Annotated in this window: 23 protein-coding genes; 14 read left to right on the top strand and 9 right to left on the bottom strand. The window is 68.2% G+C overall.

Translation table 11 applies throughout. The features are described 5' to 3' along the window. Positions 1-228: 228 nt before the first annotated feature. The 4 genes from HYG95_RS07930 (at position 229) to HYG95_RS07915 (ending at position 5,561) form a co-directional block, all read left to right on the top strand. On the top strand, positions 229-1,623 hold the full coding sequence (locus HYG95_RS07930) for a sensor histidine kinase (RefSeq protein WP_181697354.1): 1,395 nt from the start codon (positions 229-231) through the stop codon (positions 1,621-1,623). Beyond that, positions 1,623-2,054, top strand: a complete 432-nt coding sequence (locus HYG95_RS07925; RefSeq protein WP_181697353.1) for a roadblock/LC7 domain-containing protein — start codon at positions 1,623-1,625, stop codon at positions 2,052-2,054. Before HYG95_RS07930 ends, HYG95_RS07925 begins: the two co-directional genes overlap by 1 nt. After that, positions 2,051-3,298, top strand: coding sequence for a cytochrome P450 (locus HYG95_RS07920; protein ID WP_370465719.1), 1,248 nt, complete (start codon positions 2,051-2,053; stop codon positions 3,296-3,298). The genes HYG95_RS07925 and HYG95_RS07920 overlap by 4 nt, the downstream gene beginning before the upstream one ends. A gap of 253 nt (positions 3,299-3,551) precedes the next feature. Next, positions 3,552-5,561, top strand: a complete 2,010-nt coding sequence (locus tag HYG95_RS07915; protein WP_181697352.1) for a DUF885 family protein — start codon at positions 3,552-3,554, stop codon at positions 5,559-5,561. A gap of 6 nt (positions 5,562-5,567) precedes the next feature. On the opposite strand, the gene HYG95_RS07910 is transcribed toward HYG95_RS07915, so the two are convergent. After that, positions 5,568-6,449: a sigma-70 family RNA polymerase sigma factor gene (locus tag HYG95_RS07910; protein WP_181697351.1), complete on the bottom strand. Its 882-nt coding sequence runs from the start codon at positions 6,447-6,449 to the stop codon at positions 5,568-5,570. Between the two features lie 173 nt (positions 6,450-6,622). On the opposite strand from HYG95_RS07910, the gene HYG95_RS07905 reads away from it, so the two are divergent. From HYG95_RS07905 to HYG95_RS07895, 3 genes are read left to right on the top strand one after another with little or no spacing between them, the layout of a single operon-like run. Next, a complete protein-coding gene (locus HYG95_RS07905) occupies positions 6,623-7,780 on the top strand; it encodes a serine hydrolase domain-containing protein (protein WP_181697350.1) in 1,158 nt (385 codons plus the stop codon). Between the two features lie 33 nt (positions 7,781-7,813). After that, on the top strand, positions 7,814-8,239 hold the full coding sequence (locus tag HYG95_RS07900; RefSeq protein ID WP_181697349.1) for a DoxX family protein: 426 nt from the start codon (positions 7,814-7,816) through the stop codon (positions 8,237-8,239). Positions 8,240-8,268: 29 nt separating this feature from the next. After that, positions 8,269-8,757, top strand: a complete 489-nt coding sequence (locus HYG95_RS07895) for a carboxymuconolactone decarboxylase family protein (protein WP_181697348.1) — start codon at positions 8,269-8,271, stop codon at positions 8,755-8,757. Between the two features lie 9 nt (positions 8,758-8,766). Here the strand turns inward: HYG95_RS07895 and HYG95_RS07890 are convergent, their stop codons facing one another. From HYG95_RS07890 to HYG95_RS07860, 7 genes are all read right to left on the bottom strand, one after another. Then, positions 8,767-9,672, bottom strand: coding sequence for a DUF2797 domain-containing protein (locus HYG95_RS07890; protein WP_181697347.1), 906 nt, complete (start codon positions 9,670-9,672; stop codon positions 8,767-8,769). A gap of 22 nt (positions 9,673-9,694) precedes the next feature. After that, the gene (locus HYG95_RS07885; protein ID WP_181697346.1) at positions 9,695-11,767 is read right to left on the bottom strand and encodes a xanthine dehydrogenase family protein molybdopterin-binding subunit; all 2,073 of its coding nucleotides are present in this window, start codon (positions 11,765-11,767) and stop codon (positions 9,695-9,697) included. Next, a complete protein-coding gene (locus tag HYG95_RS07880; RefSeq protein WP_181697345.1) occupies positions 11,764-12,756 on the bottom strand; it encodes a xanthine dehydrogenase family protein subunit M in 993 nt (330 codons plus the stop codon). The genes HYG95_RS07885 and HYG95_RS07880 overlap by 4 nt, the downstream gene beginning before the upstream one ends. Next, positions 12,753-13,256 carry a 2Fe-2S iron-sulfur cluster-binding protein gene (locus HYG95_RS07875; RefSeq protein WP_181697344.1) on the bottom strand — a complete coding sequence of 168 codons (504 nt, stop codon included), beginning with the start codon at positions 13,254-13,256 and terminating at the stop codon, positions 12,753-12,755. Before HYG95_RS07875 ends, HYG95_RS07880 begins: the two co-directional genes overlap by 4 nt. A 239-nt stretch (positions 13,257-13,495) precedes the next feature. Continuing rightward, on the bottom strand, positions 13,496-15,262 hold the full coding sequence (argS, locus tag HYG95_RS07870; protein WP_181697343.1) for an arginine--tRNA ligase: 1,767 nt from the start codon (positions 15,260-15,262) through the stop codon (positions 13,496-13,498). Positions 15,263-15,383: 121 nt separating this feature from the next. Continuing rightward, on the bottom strand, positions 15,384-16,331 hold the full coding sequence (locus HYG95_RS07865) for a DUF4129 domain-containing protein (RefSeq protein WP_181697342.1): 948 nt from the start codon (positions 16,329-16,331) through the stop codon (positions 15,384-15,386). A 157-nt stretch (positions 16,332-16,488) separates the two neighbouring features. After that, positions 16,489-16,803 (bottom strand): MerR family transcriptional regulator, encoded by a 315-nt coding sequence (locus HYG95_RS07860; protein ID WP_181697341.1) that lies wholly within the window; start codon positions 16,801-16,803, stop codon positions 16,489-16,491. A 111-nt stretch (positions 16,804-16,914) separates the two neighbouring features. On the opposite strand from HYG95_RS07860, the gene HYG95_RS07855 reads away from it, so the two are divergent. The 3 genes from HYG95_RS07855 (at position 16,915) to HYG95_RS07845 (ending at position 19,356) form a co-directional block, all read left to right on the top strand. Further along, positions 16,915-17,340, top strand: coding sequence for an Hsp20/alpha crystallin family protein (locus tag HYG95_RS07855; protein WP_181697340.1), 426 nt, complete (start codon positions 16,915-16,917; stop codon positions 17,338-17,340). Between the two features lie 295 nt (positions 17,341-17,635). Then, the gene (locus HYG95_RS07850; RefSeq protein ID WP_181697339.1) at positions 17,636-18,046 is read left to right on the top strand and encodes a helix-turn-helix domain-containing protein; all 411 of its coding nucleotides are present in this window, start codon (positions 17,636-17,638) and stop codon (positions 18,044-18,046) included. 128 nt (positions 18,047-18,174) lie between these two features. Then, entirely contained in the window at positions 18,175-19,356 is a 1,182-nt protein-coding gene (locus tag HYG95_RS07845) for a sensor domain-containing diguanylate cyclase (RefSeq protein WP_181697338.1), read from the top strand. A 10-nt stretch (positions 19,357-19,366) separates the two neighbouring features. Here the strand turns inward: HYG95_RS07845 and HYG95_RS07840 are convergent, their stop codons facing one another. Continuing rightward, the gene (locus HYG95_RS07840) at positions 19,367-19,783 is read right to left on the bottom strand and encodes a hypothetical protein (RefSeq protein WP_181697337.1); all 417 of its coding nucleotides are present in this window, start codon (positions 19,781-19,783) and stop codon (positions 19,367-19,369) included. A 305-nt stretch (positions 19,784-20,088) separates the two neighbouring features. Here HYG95_RS07840 and HYG95_RS07835 point away from each other — a divergent pair, with 305 nt between their 5' ends. The 4 genes from HYG95_RS07835 to HYG95_RS07820 all read left to right on the top strand — a co-directional run bounded on the left by HYG95_RS07835 (position 20,089) and on the right by HYG95_RS07820 (position 22,342). After that, on the top strand, positions 20,089-20,391 hold the full coding sequence (locus HYG95_RS07835; protein WP_181697336.1) for a hypothetical protein: 303 nt from the start codon (positions 20,089-20,091) through the stop codon (positions 20,389-20,391). 36 nt (positions 20,392-20,427) lie between these two features. Further along, on the top strand, positions 20,428-21,201 hold the full coding sequence (locus HYG95_RS07830) for a GTP pyrophosphokinase family protein (RefSeq protein ID WP_181697335.1): 774 nt from the start codon (positions 20,428-20,430) through the stop codon (positions 21,199-21,201). 41 nt (positions 21,202-21,242) lie between these two features. Then, positions 21,243-21,851 (top strand): bifunctional 2-polyprenyl-6-hydroxyphenol methylase/3-demethylubiquinol 3-O-methyltransferase UbiG, encoded by a 609-nt coding sequence (locus HYG95_RS07825; protein WP_181697334.1) that lies wholly within the window; start codon positions 21,243-21,245, stop codon positions 21,849-21,851. A gap of 77 nt (positions 21,852-21,928) precedes the next feature. Beyond that, positions 21,929-22,342, top strand: coding sequence for a Fur family transcriptional regulator (locus HYG95_RS07820; protein ID WP_181697459.1), 414 nt, complete (start codon positions 21,929-21,931; stop codon positions 22,340-22,342). Positions 22,343-22,365 lie beyond the last annotated feature (23 nt).

The raw sequence follows: 22,365 nt of genomic DNA, 5'->3' as shown, positions 1-22,365 counted from the left end.
GCGCGCCGTCACCGGATGCGGAATAGGGGCGAATCACTTTCGGTACCAACACTTTCCGACCGCGAAATACACACTGATAAGGTGTGTGCGGATTCGCCGGAAGCGCAGCACAGCGGGACGGGGACAGGCCGCACTCGCACGGTTGCACCACCGGCAACAGTCTCGCCGGAGGGACCGGCGAGGTTCCGGCCACCAGGCTCTTCGGCCGGTGAGACGACAAAGGAACCGATGACCCCGACAATCGCGGTGTTCTTGTTCGGTATCGCAACATTGGTGTTGCTCGGCGCTGTCGCGGTGGCTCTGGTCGCGCTGCGCAACGAGCGTCACGTCCGCGCGCGGCTGTCCTCGGCCGAACGCGAGCTCTACGCGCACGACGAGGCGATGACACGCCTGATCGAGGCGACCCTGCCGAGGATCACCGAAGCGATCCGCCGCCACGACGAACCCGACGTCACCGCCGAGGTCCCCGCCCAGCTGCGGGACTCGCCGTTCGCGCACAAGATCGCCCGGATCGCGGCCGAGTACGCCGACGATCTCGCCCTGGTGCGCGAAGAAACCCGCCTCACCGTGGAACACGAGGCGCAGGAACGCGCCGACGACCGGGTGGAGGCCGTCCGCGCGGAGACCCGCGCGCAGGTCGCCGCGGAAGCCCGGGCCGCGACGGGCAACGCGGTGCGCGCCTTCGGCACCACCGTGGTGAGCCTGGGTGCCGATGTGGGCCAGGTGGTCAGCAACGCGCTGCGCGAGAACCGCAACGACGAGGTGTACGGCACCCTGAGCCGCATCGACCACACCGTGCAGCAGATGATCCGGCAGGCGCAGTCCTACGTACTCGTCTCCGGCGGCCTGCCCGGCAGGCGCTGGCCGCAACAGACCGTCGACGACGTGGTCGCGGGCGCGACCAGCCGGGTGCGCGACTACCTGCGGGTGCGGGCGGGACATTGCGACCGGGTGGTCATCAGCCGCGCCGTCGAGCCACTGGTGCACACCGTGGCCACCCTGCTCGACAACGCCCTGCGCTACTCGCCGCCTTCGTCGTTCGTCGATGTCGCCTTCCAGCAGGGACACCACGGCGTCACCCTGATCATCGACGACGCGGGCGTGCGGATGAGCCAGGAACAGATGGAGGAGGCGCGCCAGATCCTGTCGGGCGAGCGCGTGATCGACATCAACGCACTCGGACCGTCACCGAAGATCGGCTTTCCCGGCGTGGCGGCGCTGGCACGACGCTACGGCTTCGCGGCCTACGTCGACGGTCCCAACGTCTACGGCGGCACCCGCGCGATGGTCTTCATCCCCTCCGCGCTGCTCGTCGACAAGTCCGAAACCCGCTCGAACGAACTCGAGCAGGCCGATGCCACACCGGAACCCGTTGTGCGAGAGGATGTTTCCGAGCCACGGGAAGTCGAGGCGGTGGCTGTGGCGGCCCCACCCGAACACACGGCACCCGACACGACCCCCGGCGGTTTACCCAAACGCACGCGACGAGTCGTTGCCCCCGCCACCGGCCGGGCCGCGGGCGCGGAATCGCCCGGCAGGCCGGAACTGGTCACCGCCTGGCACAGCGGATCCCGGCACGGTCGCGTCGCGGCCGAACGTTCCATCGACGGACAGGACAGCTGATGAGCACTTCCCTCACCGACAGCACCAACCGCCTGGCTTGGCTGTTGGACGATCTGGAGCTCGACGGCGTGCGGTTCGCGGTCCTGTTATCCGACGACGGTCTACGGGTGGCCCACTCGCCCGGTATCAGCAAGGACGAGGCCGAACGGTTCGCCGCAGCGGCCTCCGGGTTGCGCTCGCTCGGCAAGGCACTCGGCGAGTTCTGCGGCGGTTTCGCGAATACGGTGCGCCAGAACATGACCGAATACGACGAGGGGATGATCCTGATCACCGCCGCCGGGGCAGGCACCCTGCTCGGTGTCGCGACGACGGCGGATGTCGATCTCGGACTCGTCGCGCACCGGATGAACGATCTGGCCGAACGGGTCGGCCGCGAGCTGGGTGCCGCGCCCCGGCGCGACGAGTTCCGTCGATCGGAGACGTCGCTGTGACGCTCGAGACCTCCTTCGGCCTCACCCCGATCTCCCCCGACTCGAACAGCGGGCAGGCCAGGGTGGCGTTGTACTCGGAGGAGTTCGCGGCCGACCCGCAGAGCACCTACCGCGACATGCGGCGCCGCTTCGGCTCGCTGGTCCCGGTCGATCTGGTGCCCGGCGTGCCCGCGACCCTGGTGATCGGCTATCGCACCGCCGTCCAGATCCTCAACGATCCCGACCACTTCCCCGCCGACGCCCGCATGTGGGAACGCACCGTGCCCGAAGACTGCCCGGTGCTGCCGATGATGCGCTACCGCCCCAATGCCCTGCGCACCGCGGGCGCCGAGCACGCCCGCTACCGGCAGGCCACCGTGGCCAGCCTGGCCGGGGTCGACCTGTACCGGTTGCAGCGCACCGTCGAGCAGTTCGCGATCCCCCTGATCAACACGTTCTGCGGCGACGGCAGTGCCGAACTGCTGAGTCAGTACGCCTTCCCGCTCGCCTTCGCGGCTCTGAACTCGATGCTCGGTGTCCCCGAGGACATCGGCGCCCGAGCGGCCGCGGGTATGGCGGCGATCTTCGAGGGCGGCGCGAGCGCGGCGCAGGGCGGTCAGATGCTCGAGGACGCGCTGTACGAACAGATCCGGCACAAACAGCTCGACCCCGGTGACGATGTCACCACCCGCCTGGTGCAGCACCCGGCCCGGCTCAACGACGAGGAGCTGATGAACCAGCTGCTCACCATGTACGGCGCGGGTATCGAACCGATGTTGAACCTGATCCTCAACACGGTACGGCTGATCCTGACCGATCAGCGCTTCGCCGGCAGCATCCTCGGTGGCAGCCTGTCGACGCGCGACGCGCTCGACGAGGTGCTCTACACCGATCCGCCGATGGCGAACCACTGCATCACCTATCCGCGTCAGCCGATTCTGGTCGAAGGGGTGTGGCTGCCCGCGCATCAGCCGGTGCTCATCAGCATGGCGGCCTGCAACACCGATCCGGCCATCGGCACGGGCGAGTTCCTCGACAACCGCGCCCACCTGGCCTGGAGCACCGGCCCGCACGGCTGCCCCGCCAAATCCCCCGCCTATCTGATCGTCCAGGAGGCCATCGATCAACTGCTCGATGCGCTGCCCGAGATGAAACTCGCGGTGCCCGAGTCGGAGCTGACGTGGCGTCCCGGTCCCTTCCACCGGGCGCTGACGGCGCTGCCTGTCACATTCCCGGAAACCGCGCCGATGCCGATCTTGAACTGACCGGTCGCCGGTAGAAGAAATCTGTAGTGATGACTGTAGACATTTTGGGGGAGCAGTTGTACAGTCGCTGATGTACACGAGCTTCGACATAACCGGCAGTCACAGGAGGTGGTGGTCACTGAGCAGTCACTTACCAGTCCCGCGTCCCGGAGAGTGTCGGGGTGCGGAGTGAATGTGAAGTCAATCCCTCGTTTGTAGATCCCAGGCCCGGCGCCCAACGCGCCGGGCCTGCCGGTATCGACCGAGAGGCGCAGTGCAGCACGTGAACACCCACGACGGCATCAGTGCCGCCGACCGACTCGAAGACGACGACTACCCCGCCTACAGCATGGGTCGAGCTGCCGAAATCCTCGGCGTCACCCAATCGTTCCTGCGCGCCCTCGACGCCGCCGAACTGCTGACTCCACAGCGCTCCGCGGGCGGCCATCGCCGCTACTCCCGGTATCAGCTGCGCATCGCCGCGCGAGTACGCGAACTCGTCGACGCCGGCAACACCCTCGAATCGTCCTGTCGCATCGTGATTCTCGAAGACCAGCTCGCCGAAGCCCATCGGATCAACGCCGATCTGCGCGAGGCGCTCGACAACCGTCCATCGACAGCTGACAGCGTGCGCGCCGATTCCCGAGTGCACCCGATCTGCGACCGGTATGTGGACGATTTCGCCGCCGCGGACCCGGTGACAGCGACCCTGCTCCGCATCACCGGCCACGACGATCGGCTCACCGACTACTCCCCCGCCGGGTACGAAGCACGCGCCGAACTCGCCCGCCGGGCCGCACATGCCATTGCCTCGACCACGCCCGCCGACGACGAGCGGGTGGCGGCGGCGGTGTTCGCCGAACGCATCGGCCTCGAGGTCGAGCTGCACGATGCGGGGCTGCGGCTCGGCGCCCTGAATGTCATCGCCTCGCCGGTCCAGGATCTGCGCATGGCGTTCGACGTGATGGCCGACGCCACCGCCGAGGACTGGGCAGTGATCGGTGATCGCCTCGCCGCGGTTCCGGAGTGTGTCGCAGGCATGCGTGATTCCCTGCTCACCGCACAGCAGCAGGGTCGTGGCGCGGCGCTGCGGCAGGTCCTCGGCACGGCCGGACAGGTCGAGACGTGGGCAGCCGGGTTCTTCACCGCCTTCGCCGCGCCCGCCGCCCACGTGCCGGGCGCTCCGGATCTGTCCGGTGTCGCCGCGGCCGCCGACCGGGCATCGGGTGAGCTCGCCGGGTTCCTGCGGACCGAGCTCGCGCCACACGCTCCCCGGGCCGACGCGGTGGGTGCGGACACCTACCAGCTGTGGTCGCGGCACTTCACCGGTGCCGAGATCGACCCGCATGCGGCATACGACTGGGGATGGGCGGAATTCGGGCGCATCCATGACGAGATGACGACCGTGGCCGACCGGATCGCACCAGGCGCCTCCCTCGCCGAAGCTGCCGCGGTCCTCGACGCCGACCCCCGGTACCACCTGCACGGGCACGCCGCCCTGGCCGGTTGGTTGCAGGAAACATCCGATGGGGCACTGAACGCGTTGCGCGGCGAACACTTCGAGATTCCCGACGAACTGATGGCCCTGGAGTGCCGGATCGCGCCGCCGGGTGGTGGAGTCGGTGCCTACTACCTCGGCCCGAGCGAGGATTTCGGCAGGCCCGGCCGTATGTGGTGGTCGGTGGAAGCGGGCCGGGAGCGGTTCAGCACCTGGCGGGAGATCAGCACCGTCTACCACGAGGGTGCGCCGGGTCATCACCTCCAGGTCGCCACTGCCGTGCGGGAGGCGAAGTCGCTCAACAGGTTCCAGCGCCTCATGTCGTTCGTGGACGGGCACGGCGAAGGATGGGCGCTCTACGCCGAGCGTCTCATGCAGGAATTGGGCTTTCTCGACGACGACGGCGCCTTGTTCGGCATGCTCTCCGAACAGCTCTTCCGCGCGGCCCGTGTCGTCCTCGACATCGGCATGCACCTCGAGCTGCCGATCCCGCCGGGCACCGGTTTCCACGACGGCCGACGCTGGACCCCGGACCTCGGCCGGGAATTCCTGCTCACGAGAACTCTCAAAGACGCCGCGACCGCCCGCGACGAGATCGACCGCTACTTGGGCTGGCCCGGCCAAGCCGCCGCCTACAAACTCGGCGAACAAGCCTGGCTCGCGGCCCGCGACGACGCCCAGCGCCGCGCGGGTGCGGAATTCGATCTGAAGCACTTCCACACCCGTGCCCTGAAGCTGGGCGGCATGGGGTTGGACACCCTGCGCGCCCAGCTGGCCACGGCCTGAACGGAGCTATCCGAGAACGGGCGACAGATCGAGACCGGCCAGCCGCTGCTGGTCGGACAGGATGTCGATCGCGGTGATCCGGTCGTCGACAACGGTGAAGCCGATGACCGAGAACGGGTCGCCGTCCACTGTGTTCACCAGCCCGCAGCGGCCGTCGACCAGGGCCGGGTACACGGTGCACAGGGTGGCCATGCGCCGGAACGTCTCGGCCTGGCCCGCGACCGCGGCGGCACCCCGGATCACCCGCATCGCTTCGCCCGCGTCGGCCCGCAACACCACCTCGGGGTCGAGCAGGCGGAGCAGTTCGTCGAAATCGCCACCACGCGCGGCGGTGAGGAAGGCGTCGACGACGCGGCGCCTGCGCGCGACATCCGGGTCGGGGCCCGGCGTTGCGCCCTGTACTCGGCGGCGCGCCTGGCTGGCCAGTTTCTTCACCGTCTGTGGCGTGCGGTCGACGATGGGAGCGATCTGGTCGTAGGGCATGGCGAACATGTCGTGCAGTACGAAGGCGAGCCGTTCGGCGGGACGCAGTGATTCGAGTACGACCAGCAGGGCCATGCCGATCGAATCGGCGAGCACCACTTCCTGTTCCGGGTCGGCGGCGGTCTCGCTCGTGATCACCGGATCGGGCAGGTGATCGTTGTCGAGCGGTTCTTCGCCGCGACTCTTCCGTGAGCGCAGCATGTCGAGGCAGACCCGTCCGACGACGGTGGTGAGCCAGCCACCGAGGTTGTCCACCTCGGCGGTGTCGGTGCGGGCCAGGCGCAGCCAGGCCTCCTGCACCGCGTCGTCGGCCTCGGTGAGCGAGCCGAGCATCCGGTAGGCGACCGCCCGCAGGCGGGCGCGGTTGTCCTCGAACTGTTCGGCCAGCAACTGTGCGTTCTGCACGGGTCCTCCTCGATGTCGTCCCACCGCTATGACGAAAGCGGGACGCCGAGTGTGACTCGTAGTGCCGTGACCAGCGTTTTTCCACGACCGGGTCACGTTCTGCCCGTGGCTTACGTCAGTGCGTCAGAACACGATCCGCCGCGGCAGGAAGCTGCGGCCGAAAGGAGAACGTCATGGTCGAGGTGCACGGCTTCGTCGCCGAAGGATACGAACAGGTGCGGGCCGAATTCGCCGCCGTGGTGGCCGAGGAGGGTGACCCGGGCGCACAGTTGGCAGCGTTCGTGCGTGGTCGCCGGGTGGTCGACCTCTGGTCCGGGTCCGAGGTGTCCGGTACAACGCTGACCGGGCTGCATTCCACCAGCAAGGGCGCCGCCGCCCTGGTGATCGCGCTGCTGATCCAGGACGGTGTGCTCGATGTCGACCGGCCCGTCGCCGACTACTGGCCGCGGTTCGCCCGGTCGGGCAAGGAGCGGATCACGGTGCGCGACATGCTGGTTCACCGCTCGGGCGTGGTCGGGGTCGACGGTGGATTCACCGTCGCGGAACTGGCCGACGACCGGGTGATCGCCGAACGGCTCGTCGGGCAGCGACCCTACTTCGAGCCGGGCACCGTGCACGGGTACGGCGGGTTCGTCACCTACGCCGTCGTCGGCGAGGTGGTGCGTGCCATCACCGGCGCCACGGTGCGGGAACTGTTCGAGCAGCGCATCCGCGCACCCTTCGACCTCGACATCCACCTCGGCCTGCCCGTCGAACTGGAGCACCGCTACCTGCCGATTCTGCCCTGGCGCGCCACACCGGAGACCGAGGCGGCCTTCGCCGCGAATTCGCCTGCGCCGCACAGCATCGCGGGCATCGCCTACAACCTCAATGCCCACGGCTTCACCGCCGCCGATGTGATGGCGCTGCCCAACGACAGCGCCGTGCGCAGGCTCGGACAGGCCTCGGCGGGCGGGGTCGGCAGCGCGGCGGGTATCGCGGCGATGTACGCGGCGGCCACCACCGGGATCGACGGACGCGAACCACTGCTGTCGCTGGAGACCATCGCGACGGTGTCCGCCATCCACTCCGGCGGTCGCGACCTGGTGCGCGGCGACAGCGCACCGTACACGCTCGGCTTCGAAGCCAAGAGCCTGCTGACTCCGTTCCTCGGTGCCTATGCCATCGGGCACACCGGTTCCGCCGGATCGGACGGATTCGCCGACCCGCACAGCGGCCTGGCCTACGGCTATACCCGCCGTCGCGCCGCCTTCGCCTTCAACGCCCCCGAGAACGCCCGGCTCGCCGCCGTCCTCCACCGGGCCGCGACCCACGTCGCGGCCGCAGCCTGACCGATCGACCTTCCCACACAGGAGAACCCACTCATGACCACTCGCCTGACCCGCATCGCGAAATTCGCACGCTGGGTGCCCGTTGCCGCAGTCCTCGCCGAAACCGCCGTCGGCGCGTACTGGGGTCTCGCCCGGATCTCCTACGTGCGCGAATCCTTCGACCATCTCGGCTACCCGATGTACTTCGCCACCGTCCTCGGTGTCGCGAAAACGGCCGCGCTGGCCACCATCCTCACGCCCGGCCACCCGCGCACGAAGGAATGGGCCTATGCCGGACTGGTCTTCGTCTACGGCGGTGCGGCGGCCTCGCACCTGGCCGTCGGCGACGGACCCGACAAATGGGCCATGCCCCTGTTCTTCACCGCCGCCACCTTCGCCGCCCGCGCCTGGCTGCCCACCGGTGGATCCACCACCGCGGCCCTGCGCTCCCTCACCGGCTCCCGAACCCGCATCGCCTGAGAATCACACCCACCGGAAAGGAAACCATCATGTCCGACCGTTCCCGCCTGCCCAACCCCCAGCAGCTCGTCCCCGCCCTCGCCGAGGTCAGCGCCGCACTGTTCAAAGCCGTCGGCAACGGGGCTGTGCCCCGCTCGACCATCAGCCTGATCCAGTTGCGCGCGGGCCAGATCGTCGGCAGCACGTATCTGACGGCCCTGCACACCGGAAACCTGCGCGCCGCAGGGGAATCCGAGGACCGCATCACCGCCGTTGCCACCTGGCGTGACGCACCGTCGTTCACCGAACCCGAACGGGCCGCACTCGCGCTCACCGAGGCCGTCCTGATCCCGGGTACGCACGGCGAACGGGTCACCGACGAGCTCTACACCGCCGCCGCGAAGCATTACGACGAGACGGCGCTGGCCACACTCGCCATGGCGGTCGGGCAGGTGAACTTCTTCGTCCCGCTCGCTCTCATCGGCAAGCCGCTGCCCGGCCGGCCGCCGGCCGAGCAGTGGACCCCCGTCACCGCCTGATCCGGCACCTCAGAACAGGCTGGTCTGCGCCGGTTCCGGGGTGACGCTGATCGCCGGATCGAGTTCGATCCGGCGCCCGACGAGGCGGGAGTCGTTGACCAACACCAGTTCAGCGGCTCCCGCCGGATCACGGCAGGCCAGGGTGTGGCCGTGGGCGGCCACCGCGTCGAACACGTATTCACCTGCCGCGGTGGTGATTTCGATCGGGTCGGGGAACCGGCCGCTGGCCTGGATGGTCGCGTAGAAGTCGCGGCCACCGGACCAGGCGATATCGGTGCGGACGATGTCGTCGGGCAGGGCGCTCGCCGCGTGCGCGGCGGCCTCGGCCACCCCTTCTTCCACCGCCGCCCACGGCCGCAGGGGGCGGGCGAGGATCCGTGTCTTGGTCACGCCCGGCACCGACTGCCGGAGTCCGGCCCGCTCGGTCACCACCCGCTCGAGTTCGCGCACATGCAACCCGTCGGGCGAATCGGTGATGAAGCGGGCGGCAAGCGCGCCCTGTTCGAACAGGCGACGGTGCCTGCGCACCGCCGAGGCCGTCCCGACCTTGGCCATCCCGTCACCGAAGTACGCGATGTAGAGGTGGTGCGGGCGGGCCATGTAATCGCGCACCTGTTCGGGCAGGGTGGCGAGCGGACCGCGATGACTGTGCACCACCGACCATCCCTCCCGGATCCGGCACCGTTCGCACTGGTGGCCGGTGTCGATCCGCGCCTCGTACGGGCAGGTCCGGCGCCCGGGTTCGCCGCCGAACGCACGGTAGCCGAGGCAGTAGCGGCCCTCGGTGACCCGGAACGCGAGCCGGGTGCCGACACCGGGCAGCAGGTCGACGGTGCCGTCCGCGCGCAGCAATTCGTAACACCATCGCCCCTGCTCGTCCCAGCGCGTGCCGCAGTACAGGGCGGTGGAGGTCATCCGGCGAATCTAGGCGATGGGCTCAGACGGCGTCGAGGAGGTCCTCGAGATGGATGGGAACATGGCGGACGCGCACTCCGGTGGCGTGGTAGATCGCGTTGCCGACGGCCGCCGCCGACCCGACGATGCCGATCTCCCCGATTCCCTTGCTGCCCATGGGATTCACGTGCGGGTCGTGTTCGTCGATCCAGCTGACGTCGATCTCGCCGATGTCGGCGTTGACCGGAATGTGGTAGCCGGCCAAGTCGTGGTTGACGACCTCGCCGAAACGGGTGTCGAAGACACTCTCCTCGTGCAAGGCCATGCCGATGCCCATGGTGATGCCACCGATGAACTGCGAGCGGGCCATGCGCGGGTTGATGATGCGGCCCGCGCCGAACACACTCACCACCCGGGGCACGCGGATCTCGGCGGTGTCGGTATCGACCCGCACCTCGACGAAATGCGCCCCGAACGCGTGCGTCGAAAAGTTCTCCCGCGCCGGGTCTTTCGAGGTTTCCACCGTCGTCTCTGCACCGTCGGCCGGGTTGTCGCCGTAGCGGCGGCGGAAGTCCTCGGCAGCGGCGATCACCGCCGATCCCCACGACGCCATGCCGCTCGAACCACCCGCGACGGTTCCGACGGGCAGTCGGGAATCGCCGATGCGCAGGTCGATGCGGTCGCCGGTGACACCGAGGGCATCGGCGGCGATCTGGCCGAGTGTCGTCCAGGTGCCGGTGCCGATGTCCATGGCGTCGATGGCCACCTCGTAGCGTCCGCCGGTGAAACGCACCCGGGCGCTGTTGCCCGGATTCACATCGGCCGGATAGGTGGCCGCAGCGACGCCCGAACCGACCAGCCAACGTCCGTCCCGCTGCGCTCTCGGCGCCGGATCGCGGTCGGCCCACCCGAATCGCCGCGCCCCCGCCTGAAGGCATTCGACCAGCCCACGACTGGAGAACGGACGCCCCGATTCCGGGTCGACCTCGGGTTCGTTGTGGATCCGCAGCGCGATCGGGTCCATACCGAGCGCGACGGCCAGCTCGTCCATCGCCGTTTCGGCCGCGTACATCCCGGGGCAGTGTCCCGGCGCCCGCATCCACGACGACACCGGCACGTCCAGCGCCGCGAACCGGTGGGTGGTGGCACGGGTACCGGCCGCGTACATCACCCGCGACACGATCGCGGTCTGTTCGGCGAATTCCTTGACCTTCGAAACCTGTTGGACCACATCGTGACTCAGTGCCGTCAAGGTCCCGTCGTGATGGGCGCCGAGCCGGATCCGCTGCACGCTCGGAGTGCGGTACCCGGCGAGGGAGAACAGCTGCTGGCGGGTGAGTGCCAGTTTCAGCGGTTTGCCGCCGGTGAACCGCGCAGCCATGGCCGCGAGCACGATATTGGCGTGCGGTTCGCCCTTCGACCCGAATCCACCGCCCACATACGGTGCGATGACGTGCACCTGTTCGGGTTCCAGGCCGAACAGCGGCGCCAGCGTGGAGCGCACCACGTGCGGGCCCTGGGTGGAGTCGTAGAGGACCAGCCCGTCCTCGGTCCAGTGCGCGATGGTGGCGTGCGGTTCCATCGGATTGTTGTGCACCATCGCGGTGGTGTAGGTGTGGTCGACTGTCACCGGGGCCAGCTCGAGCGCATGCTCGACATCGCCGATGGTGGTGTCGGTGGCGAAGCCGCCGCTCACGTCCTCGGGTGCGTACAGGTCGTCGCGGTCGGCGTCGAAGACCACGTCGGCGGGGCTCTCGTCGTAGCTGACCCGTACCCGTGTCGCCGCCTCGCGCGCGACCTCGGGGCTGGTGGCGACAACCACCCCGATCAGCTGGCCGTGGAAGGCGACCTCGTCGTTCTGCAGGATGAACAGTTCGTTGTCGTCGTCGGTGGCCAGCCGTGGGGCGTTGAGATGGGTGAGCACCGCGACGACACCGTCCATCGTCTCGGCCTCGCGGGTATCGATCGCGCCGATCCGTCCGCGCGCGATGGTGGCCTGAATCGGGAAGGCGTGCAAGGCATCCCGGAGTGGGTGTTCCATCGCATACGGCGCCCGGCCACGCAGTTTGGCCGGTCCGTCGACACGGGTCGGGGAACTGCCGATCGCGGATGTCATCGCGCCCCCTGCTCGGTCAGGTCGCGCAAGGTCGCGACGAGGACTTTGCGTGCCAATGGGATCTTGAAGGCGTTGTGCCGTTGTGGACGTGCGGCCGCGAGTTCGGCGTCGGCGGCCTCGGCGAAGCTCGTCTCGGTGGCGGGGCGACCGCGCAGTGCGGCTTCGGCGGCGTGGGCGCGCCAGGGTTTGTGCGCGACACCGCCGAACGCGATGCGGCAATCGCGAACCTGCCCGTCGGCGATATCGACGGCCGCGGCTACGGAAACCAGCGCGAAGGCGTACGACGCCCGATCGCGCACCTTGCGGTAGGTGGAGTTGGCGGCCCAGTCGAGCGCGGGCAGGTCGACGGCGGTGATGAGGTCGCCGTGGGCGAGCACGGTGTCGCGTTCGGGCTCGGCACCGGGCAGTCGGTGCAGGTCGACCAGCGGGATCTCGCGTTCACCGTCGGCGCCGAGTACCCGGACCGTCGCGTCCAGCGCGGTCATGGCCACTGCCATGTCGGAGGGGTGGGTGGCGATGCACTGGTCCGAGGCACCGAGCACGGCTTGGTCGCGGTCGTATCCGCCGATCGCCGAACAACCGCTGCCGGGCGTGCGTTTGTTGCACGGCGTCGTCACGCCCTGGAAGTACGGGCAGCGGGTGCGTTGTAGCAGGTTTCCGGCTGTGGTCGCCAGATTGCGCAGCTGGGGTGACGCGCCTGCGAGCAGCGCGGCCGAGAGCATCGGGTAGCGGGCGCGGATGATCGGGTGGGCCGCGAGGTCGGCATTGCGCACCGTCGCCCCGACCCGCACCGCACCGTCGGGGCGTTCGGTGATGTCGTCGAACGGCAGCCTGCTCACGTCGACGAGCAAGCCGGGCGCGGTGATGCCGAGCTTGAGGTGATCGACGAGATTGGTTCCGGCGCCGAGGAATACGGCGTCCGGCTCGGCGAGCATCGTCGCCACCGCCTGCTCGGGCCCGATCGCACGTTCGTAGCCGAAGTCCCTCATCGGGCGGCCTCCGTGATCGCGGCGACGATATGCGGGTACGCACCGCACCGGCACAGGTTGCCGCTCATCCGCTCCCGGATCTCGTCGTCGGTGAGCTCGACCGGACCGGTGAGGTCGGCGGTGACATGGCTGGGTGCGCCCGCCTTCACCTCCTCGAGCATGCCGACAGCCGAGCAGATCTGGCCCGGTGTGCAGTAACCGCACTGGAAACCGTCGTGCTCGAGAAAAGCCTGCTGCACCGGATGCAGGTCGTCGCCGTCGGCGAGCCCGTCGGCGGTCACGATGGTCGCCCCGTCGTGCGCCACGGCCAGCGCCAGACACAGCGTGGCACGACGCCCGTCGAGCAACACCGTGCACGACCCGCACTGCCCGTGATCGCAGCCCTTCTTCGGAGATGTCACACCGAGCTGTTCACGCAGGACGTCGAGCAACGTGGCCCGCGTATCGACACCGACCTCCCGCGTATGCCCGTCCACGGTCAAACTGATCTGCGCACGCATCGAACGGCCTCTCGTCGTGGGACACCGACCTCACCACCGACCACCGCGGCACGCCCCAACGGGCCCGCCACCAGCTGCTACCCGAACAGGTGTGCTCCAGCACACACCGCCACCGTAGCAAAGAGACACCCGCGGCCCGCTACACCCACCGCCGCACGTCGGCGTCGAGGTCGCGTGAAGCGCGCGTCGTCACCATCGGCTCGACACCAGACCGTAACGGCGCGTATCCGACCGATCGCTCACATCCGTTGTGGTGCAGCGATTCCCAATTGACTCAATCCGAGTTCGAGCGTGCGAGCGGTGAGCCGGCACAGGGCGATCCGATTGGCTCGGATCGGTTCGGCGGCGGTGACGACGGGACAGGAGTCGTAGAACGCCGTGTACGCGCGGGCCAGGCCGTAGAGGTATCCGGCCAGCCTGTGCGGTTCCAACGATTCGACGACCTCGTCGAGCACGGTTCCGTAGCCGTCGAGCACCAAGGCGAGTTCCCGCTCTGCCGGCTCCAGGGGCACGCTGACATCGACTGCGGCATGGGCTGTGGCGCCCGCCCTGCGCAGGATCGAGCAGATCCGAGCATGGGCATACTGCAGGTAGACACCAGTATTGCCGTTCAGCGAGGTCATCCGCACGGGGTCGAAGGAGTAGTCCTTGACTCGGGAAGTGGACAGGTCGGCGTATTTCACGGCACCGATACCGGCCTGCTCGGCGATGGTGTCGAGCTCGGTCGGGGACAATTCCGGGTTCTTCTCCGCGACGACGGCCCGCACACGTGCGACGGCCTCGTCCAGGAGGTCCATCAACCGAACTGTCCCACCAGCACGGGTTTTGAACGGCTTACCGTCCGGGCCGAGGATGGTTCCGTAGGCGACGTGGTCGACCTCGATGGTGTCGGTGAGCCAGCCGACGCGTCGTGCCGCTTCGAAAATCAGCTGGAAATGCAGCGCTTGACGGGAGTCGGTGACGTACAACAATCGGTGTGCACGCAGGGCAGCGATGCGGTACCGGATGGTGGCCAGATCGGTGCTGTCGTAGCCGTAGCCACCGTCACGCTTGCGGACCATCAACACTGCGGGCTTGTCGTCGGGCCCGTCGACCTGCTCGGACAGGACAACGACCGCGCCCTCACTGTCGACAGCCACACCTTTGTCGACCAGTTCGGTCACCGTGTCGGCCAGCTGGTCGTTGTAGAACGATTCGCCGACGTAGTCGTCCGGTGTGAGCAGGACCCCGAGCCGGTCATAGATCGCGCCGAACGCCTTTTCCGACTCCGTCACGATTTCCCGCCACCGGTCGACGGTGCCGGGATCACCCGCTTGCAGGGCGACCACCCGCGTGCGTGCCCGGTCTGCGAACTCCGGGTCACCGTCGAATTGAGCGCGGGCAGCTTTGTACAGACTGTCGAGTGCGGATACCGAACTCGTCCGGTCGTCGAGTTCTTCAGTGTGCCACGGTGACTCGGGGTGCTCATCGATGTATTGGATGAGCATTCCGAACTGCGTGCCCCAGTCGCCCAAGTGGTTGGCCCGGATCACATCGGCACCGAGGAACCCGAAGACCCGAGCCAGGCTGTCCCCGATGATCGTGGTGCGCAGATGCCCCACATGCATCTCTTTCGCCACGTTCGGGGCCGAGTAGTCGATTACCACTCGGCGGCCGTCCTCGGTGGCCGGGATGCCGAGCCGTTCGTCCATCAGTCGTGCCACGACGGATTCCCACACCGCGGCGTCGGACACGGTGATGTTCAGAAATCCTGGACCCGACACCTGCACGTCAGCGATCAGACCGTCGGTGCGATCGATGCCGGAGGCGATGTCGCTACCGAGCTGAGCCGGTGGCACCCCGAACCGCTTCGCCAGCGGCAACGCGGCATTGGACTGGTAATCGGCGCGGTCGGATCGTCGCACTACCGGGTCCGCTTCCGCCGTCTCCGGGCGGACTCGGGCGATCGCCTCCGACACAGCGGCAGCGACACGTCCGAGCAGCGGCACACAACCGGCAGAGCTCACCTTCGGTTCCTTTCGGAAGGGGATAGTGCGCCTATCCTCGCAGACTCTTCGGGCACCGGTCCCCGATCAGGCAGCGGACGATCAGCTCGCAGAACATCGTCGAACTGCCGCCTGGCAGAAGTCAGGCGACGAGTTCGGCGGTGCGGCGTTGGAGGTCGGCGAGGACTGCGCGCAGGGATTGTTCGGCGCGGATGCGTTGCCAGCCGAGCATGTCGTGGGGGCTGAATCTGGCTTCTTCGAAGAGGGTGACGAGTTCGTGGGCGGAGGAGTCCTGTAGGACGCCGGTGGTGAAGGCGCGGGCCAGGACCTCGTTGGGGGTGTCGGAGATGAGGGGGGCGGCGGCGCGGTCGGCGGACAGGCCGCGTTCCATGGCGGCGTAGCAGGCGATGATGGCCTCGCGGGTGTCCTGGCCGGGGGCGATCATGGCGGCCAGACCCATTTCGGCGGCCCGGGTGAGCGAATCCACTTCGGGCGCGGGCAGTTCGGTGTCGGGCGGGGGGACGTGGCCGGGGACGCGGCGCGCGGAACCGAACGCCGCGGCCAACCCGACCATCGCGATCGCCACGAGCAGCAGGGCGAGCGCGGTCGCGACCACGAGGGTGAGACCACTCAGATCCGGTGTGCTGAAAGGCGATTCGGGAGCAGTGGCATCGAGCGAGGTCGGACGGTCGCGTATCGGCGCGTCCTCGGGCGGCGTCTGCTCGGTCTTCGCGCCGGGCAGCAGGAACAGGGCGACGATCCCACCGGCGAACACCAGCGCCGAGGCGCCGACGGCGACCGGAAGGAGAACCGACAGCCGTCCGACCCGCAACCGTGGCAGCCCGCCACCGGTCTCGATCTGCGGCATCGCCAACGGCAAGCGGTGCTGGCTGATCAGGACCCCGGCCGCCAGAATCACCACCGAGACGAGCAACAGCACCGGCATCACCGCGACCGTCAGCGCGGAGGGCCGCTCCCCCGCCACCGAGACGACCCCGGGAACCCGACCGCGCAGGGCGATGACGGCCCCGGTCATCAGGGCGATCACCAGCACCGATCGCAGGATCGGCAGCCAACTCGTCACACGCACACTCGGTCTTTCGCAGGCGAAATTCGGCCGGACAGCCGCCCTGAAACCTAGGACCCGCCCTCACCCGGAAAAACCGTTAACCGAAGTCATTGGAAGATTCACGACACTTCCCGCGCGACCCCATGCTCACCCACAGGAATCGACCGTCGGGCAGGCGCTAGTCCGGGGGTAGCTCGCCGCGCAGACGAGCACGAAGGACGGCGTTGGCGTCCTCGAGCTCGAGGATGCGCCCGATACCTGCGATGTTCACCCCCGCGGCGGCGAGCGCGACGATGCGCTGCAGGCGCGCCAGGTCGTTGCTGCTGTAGCGACGGGTACCGCCGTCGCTACGCGCCGGGGTGAGCAGCCCGTGTCGTTCGTAGAGCCTCAGCGTCTGCACACCGACCCCTGTCAGTTCTGCTGTCACCGAGATTCCGAACACGGCCTGCGCCGGGTCGGGTAGCGGGGATCCCGCGTGCGGATCCAGCGACATCTCACTCCTCCCTTGCACTCTCATGCCGAGAGTGCTAAAACAAATCTATGCCACATAGCATAGGTTACCTGACCTACGAGAGAGAAATGGAGTGAGTTGGAGGTGGCGACCATGCTGATGCGTACCGATCCTTTCCGCGATCTGGACCGTTTCACGCAGCAGGTGCTCGGCACCGCGGCCCGGCCGACGGTGATGCCGATGGACGCCTGGCGTGAGGGCGACGAGTTCGTCGTCGAATTCGACCTTCCCGGCATCGACCCGGGCTCGCTCGACCTGGATATCGAACGCAACGTTGTCACCGTGCGAGCGTCGCGACCCGAACTCGACTCGAGCCGCGAGATGATCGCCGCGGAACGCCCGCGCGGGGTGTTCAGCCGCCAACTGTTCCTCGGCGAGGGCCTCGACACCGACAGCGTCCGCGCCGAATACACCGACGGTGTGCTGCGCCTGACGATCCCGGTGGCCGAGAAGGCCAAGCCGCGCAAGATCGAGATCGCACACTCCAACGGACACCAGCGCCAGGCCATCAACGCCTGACCTGTCCGGACGCTGCTCTGCGAGGAGGCGCGTCATGACCCCGCCGACACAGCGCGGACCCCCGCAGCAACGGCGAGAACGCCTCGAATGTCACGTCGCTCTTCCACCTCGGGGTGGGCCGGTCCGGCAGCCGGCCCACCCCTCGCCTACTGAGGCAGGCCACCGCATTTCGCCGTGGAACAAACGTCCCGGCCGAATTTCGTGATGGAAGCCACAAGTTAGCTGGCGCTATTGCCAGCGACACAGCGAGCGACAGAAGATGGTCTTCTGACCAACCTGATGTCGAGGAATCGCCGTGTCGCACTTCGCTACCCGCCTCAACGAGCTCTTCCGCAATCCACCCGAGCAGGTCGCGGACCGGTGCACCAACCGCCAGGTCGCACGCTCGTTGCAGGCGGCGGGGCATCGCATTTCGGCACCGTATCTGTCGCAGCTACGGTCGGGCGGCCGCAGCAATCCTTCGTGGAGAACCGTTGCCGCACTGGCCGATTACTTCCAGGTGGAACCTGACTACTTCTTCGTCCGCGACCTGAACGGGTCGAGCGTCGACGACAGCACGCTGCTCGCACGCTTGCAGCTCGACCGGCCACGCCTGTTCCTCGTGCAGACGATCGGTCTGTCCCGCGACTCGATCGACCTGCTCGTCACCATGGCCGAGCATCTGCGCGCGAGCGAGCGATTGCTGGATGTTCACTTCGACAGCTGAGCGCACCTGACCGCCGCCGCACCGAATCAGTGCGGCCGAGCGGCCGCTTTCCGGGCCCGACGTGGCATGATCACCACCGACCGCATCGGCCGCGGCAACGGCGCCGCACACCTGGAACCGGCTTCGCTATGAACCTCGACGACCACGCAGACGAGTGGGCTCGGCGCCTGGCCGAGCTCGGTCCGGTCTCGCGGGAGTCGCTGGCCGACGGGGTCCGCCGCATAGTCACCGAACTCGCAGAGGCACCGCCCGAGTCCGCGTTCGAGGCGGCCGAACAAGCCGCACGAAGGATAGCCGACCTCGGCCTCACCGACCCAGCCGTCATCGCCGCGTCGGTTCCGGTACTACGTGCGGTCGCCGAATCGGCGACACCGCGCGATCTCGCCCTCGGCGACGCGCTGCTCGGCGGATTCGGCACCGGTTTCGCGCGCGTCCTGTGCGCCGGGCCACCGCATGCCGAGGGCTATGAGATGGCCTTCCGCCACTCCTCGATCGGCATCTCCATCGGCGACGAGAACGGCATGATCCTCGACGCGAACCCGGCCTTCGAACGGCTCATCGGCCGCGATCTGGCCGAGCTGCGCAGCACGACCGGTTTCACCATGTTCCCGGCCGACCGGCAGACCGAGGTGCGCGAGCGGGTGATGCGCGCCCTCGACGACTCGGCGACCGGCAGCATCCAGATCGAAGGCCGATTCCCCCGCCAGGACGGGTCGATGGTGTGGACCTCCTGGACCGTCACCCGTTGCGCCTCGGCCGACGGCGAACGCAGGTATCTGCTCGGCTTCGGCGAGGACATCACCGAAAGACGCACGACCACAGAGCAATTGCAGTGGCAGGCGATGCACGACCCGCTCACCGCCCTGCCGAACCGGCGGTACCTGCTCGACCGGCTGCATACCGTGGTCGATGAGTCGGCTCCGGAGGCGCGGGCCGGGGTGTGCGCGCTGGATCTGGACAACTTCAAAGAGGTCAACGACTCGTTCGGCCACATCGTCGGCGACAAATTGCTCGCCGCCGTGTCGAACAGGCTGGAGTCGGCGGCCGCCGCACACGGGTGCGTGCTGGCGCGTACCGGCGGCGACGAGTTCGTCGTCCTGGCCGAGCCACCGGCCGACCAAGACCTCCTCGACCGGCTGGTCGCCGCACTGCACAAGGCGCTCAGCACCCCGATCACCGTCGACACCGTGAGCATCGACGTGACGGTGAGCATCGGCGCGGTCCTCGTCACGCTGGCGGGCCAGGGGCCCGACCACCTGCTCACCCGCGCCGATCAGGCGCTCTACGCCGCGAAATACGCGGGCAGCTGAACGGTCCGAATCACTCCGGCGGTTCCGGCCTGCGGATCTCGTCGGGCACGGAACCACCGGCCACGTCGGCGGCGATGCCGAGCTCCTCTTCGTAGCCGACCCGCGGAGCGACCTCGTTGCCGTCCTGATCGAGTTCGACCGAGGACGACCCGGCCGCCTGCGGCGCGGAACCGGGAACCACATCGGGTTCCTCCTCGGCCAGGCGTTCGTCGAGCCCACGCGGGGTGGCCTCTTCGGCCGGTGTCATGCCGTATTTCGTGACGCCGGTCCAGTGCTCGGGCGGGTCCATGCCCGCTTCCAACGGGTCTTCGCGCAGACGGTCCTCGTCGAGGTCCTCACTGCTGTTGAGCGCGGCCGGATCGGTTTCGACCGAGTCGGGCGCGCCGGTGTCCTGGGGCGGGTCGTAGGTGTCGTCTGGTTCGGTCATGCCGTGGCCCTACCCCGCCGACCGCGCCGCAAACGGTACCGGTGTGCCAAAACATTGCTGGAGCGGTCGCGGGCACGAACGCTACCGAGTACTCCATGCCGTGAGACCACTGCTTCCACGCTCGGCGACACGATTTAGCTGGAAAATTGCGACACGCGGATCGGTCCCATCCCATCCGTCCGCAGGACCGAATACATGACGGATCACCGCCCGTCGCCGGGTGACGATCTTCGCGCGTCGCCGCCGACTCGCCGCACTCCCGCTGCCCCCGTTGATATTTCGAGCCCGAACGCGAGGAATTCTCGATGATCACCGACGCACAACCCGACCGCTGCCCCGAGATCGCTCCCCCGGAACCCACGCCCGCGCCGGAACCCGAACGCACCGATCTCACCCCTCTCGCACTGCCCGCACTCGGCACCTCGGTGGTGATGCTCGCGCTCGGCGCACTCGCGGTGTTCCCCCTCGGGCACTGGATGCACGACTACGGCATCGTGCTCGTGCTCACCGCCTACATGCTCTACATCGCCTGCTTCACCGCCCTGGCCGCGTGGGGATTCGCCCAGCTCAACCACCATCGGCTCGACGAGGACGAACCGGGGCTGTGACGCCCCCGCGGGGCCGTCGGCGACGTAACGGGCACAATGGTCGGGGTGAAACCCTGGCAACCCGGCACCGGCTCGGCATCCAACGGGCAACTGGTCGATGTCGACGACGTGCGCGCGCTGCGTGACCAGTTCGTCGACTTCATGCTCGGGTACAAGTTCGCGATCGACGAGGTCACCACCAAGATCAACATCCTGCGTGAGGACTTCAACAACACCCACGCCTACAACCCCATCGAGCACGTCGGCTCGCGGCTGAAGTCGCCCGAGAGCGTGCTCGAGAAGGTGCGGCGCAAGAACTACGCGATGAACCTGGCCGCCATCCGCGAGAACGTGCTCGACATCGCCGGGGTGCGGGTGGTGTGCAGCTTCATCTCCGATATCGCCACCATCCGGGACCTGCTGGTCAGCCAGGCCGACATCACCGTGCTCGAGGAACGCGACTACATCACCCACCGCAAACCCAACGGGTACCAGAGCCTGCACCTGATCGTGTCGATCCCGGTGTTTCGCGCCGGGCACACCCAGCGGGTTCCGGTGGAGATCCAGATCCGCACCATCGCCATGGATTTCTGGGCCAGCCTCGAGCACAAGATCTACTACAAATACCGGGGTGAGGTGCCGCCGAACCTGCGCAGCGACCTCGCCCAGGCAGCCGAGGCGGCCAACCAGCTCGACGAGAAGATGGAAGCGCTGCACCGCCAGGTCGATCGAGCCGCCGAGCCCAAAACCGCCGCCGGTGACGCCCTCGACCTCAGCATGCTCTATCACAGCCTCACCAGCAGGCCATTTCCCGGAGATCTCCGCGCCTAGTCCGTGAATCGCGCTAGGGTCGGCCGCAGGAGGAGTCGATCATGAGCGCATCGAAGGACCGCACGCCCAGTCAGTGGGAGGAGATCGTCGCCGCCGACCCGTCGCATTCGGCGAGGTACGTGCAACGATTCCGCACCCTCGCGGCCGAGGGCACCGACATCGTCGGTGAGGCGCGGCTGGTCGACGCCATGCTCGGACGTGGCGCGCGCGTGCTCGACGCGGGCTGCGGACCCGGCCGGATCGGCGGCTACCTGCACGACGCGGGACACACGGTGGTCGGCGTCGATGTGGACCCGGTGCTCATCGACGCCGCGCGCGCCGATCACCCCGGCCCCACCTGGCTCGTCGGCGACCTCGCCGAACTGGATCTGCCCACCCGCGATTTCGACGCCATCGTCTGCGCGGGCAATGTGCTCACCTTCCTCGCGCCGTCCACCCGGATCGCAGTGCTCGAGGGGTTCGCCCGCCATCTCGCACCCGCGGGCCGCCTGATCACCGGCTTCGGCGCCGAGCGCGGTTACGAGTTCGCCGATTTCCTCGACGACACCGAAAAAGCCGGTCTCACAACCGATCTCCTGCTTTCCACCTGGGATCTACGTCCCTTTCGCGACGACTCCGACTTCCTCGCCGCGGTGTTCTCACGAACCTGACCCGGAACTAATACTTGACTGATTCAAGAAAACGGGGAAGACTTCGTGGCGTGCCGACGGACCAGGAATTCCAGCAGATGCTGCGGGGAGTTTCACTGCGCGTCACGGCTCCGCGTGTCGCGGTGCTCGGCGCCGTCCACGAACATCCGCATGCCGATACCGATTCGGTGATCCGGGCAGTGCGCGCACGGCTGCCCGGTGTTTCCCACCAGGCCGTGTACGACTCGCTGCGCACCCTGACCGGCGCCGGACTGCTGCGCTGCATCCAGCCACGCGGTCTGGTCGCCCGATACGAGTCGCGCGTCGGCGACAACCATCACCACCTCATCTGCCGGGACTGCGGGGCGATCTTCGACGTCGACTGCCAGGTCGGCGAAGCACCCTGCCTCACCGCGGCCGACGACCACGGCTTCGCCATCGATGAAGCCGAGGTCATCTACTGGGGCCTGTGCCCCGACTGCGCGCACGCACCGTCCACCCCTAACGAGTAGTCCGCACCACCCGTCCAGGAAGG

Source organism: Nocardia sp. GTS18 (genome assembly GCF_013839555.1).
Lineage (GTDB): Bacteria > Actinomycetota > Actinomycetes > Mycobacteriales > Mycobacteriaceae > Nocardia > Nocardia rosealba.
Note: the sequence above shows the minus strand (reverse complement) of the source record. Positions and strands in the feature narration are given on the sequence as shown.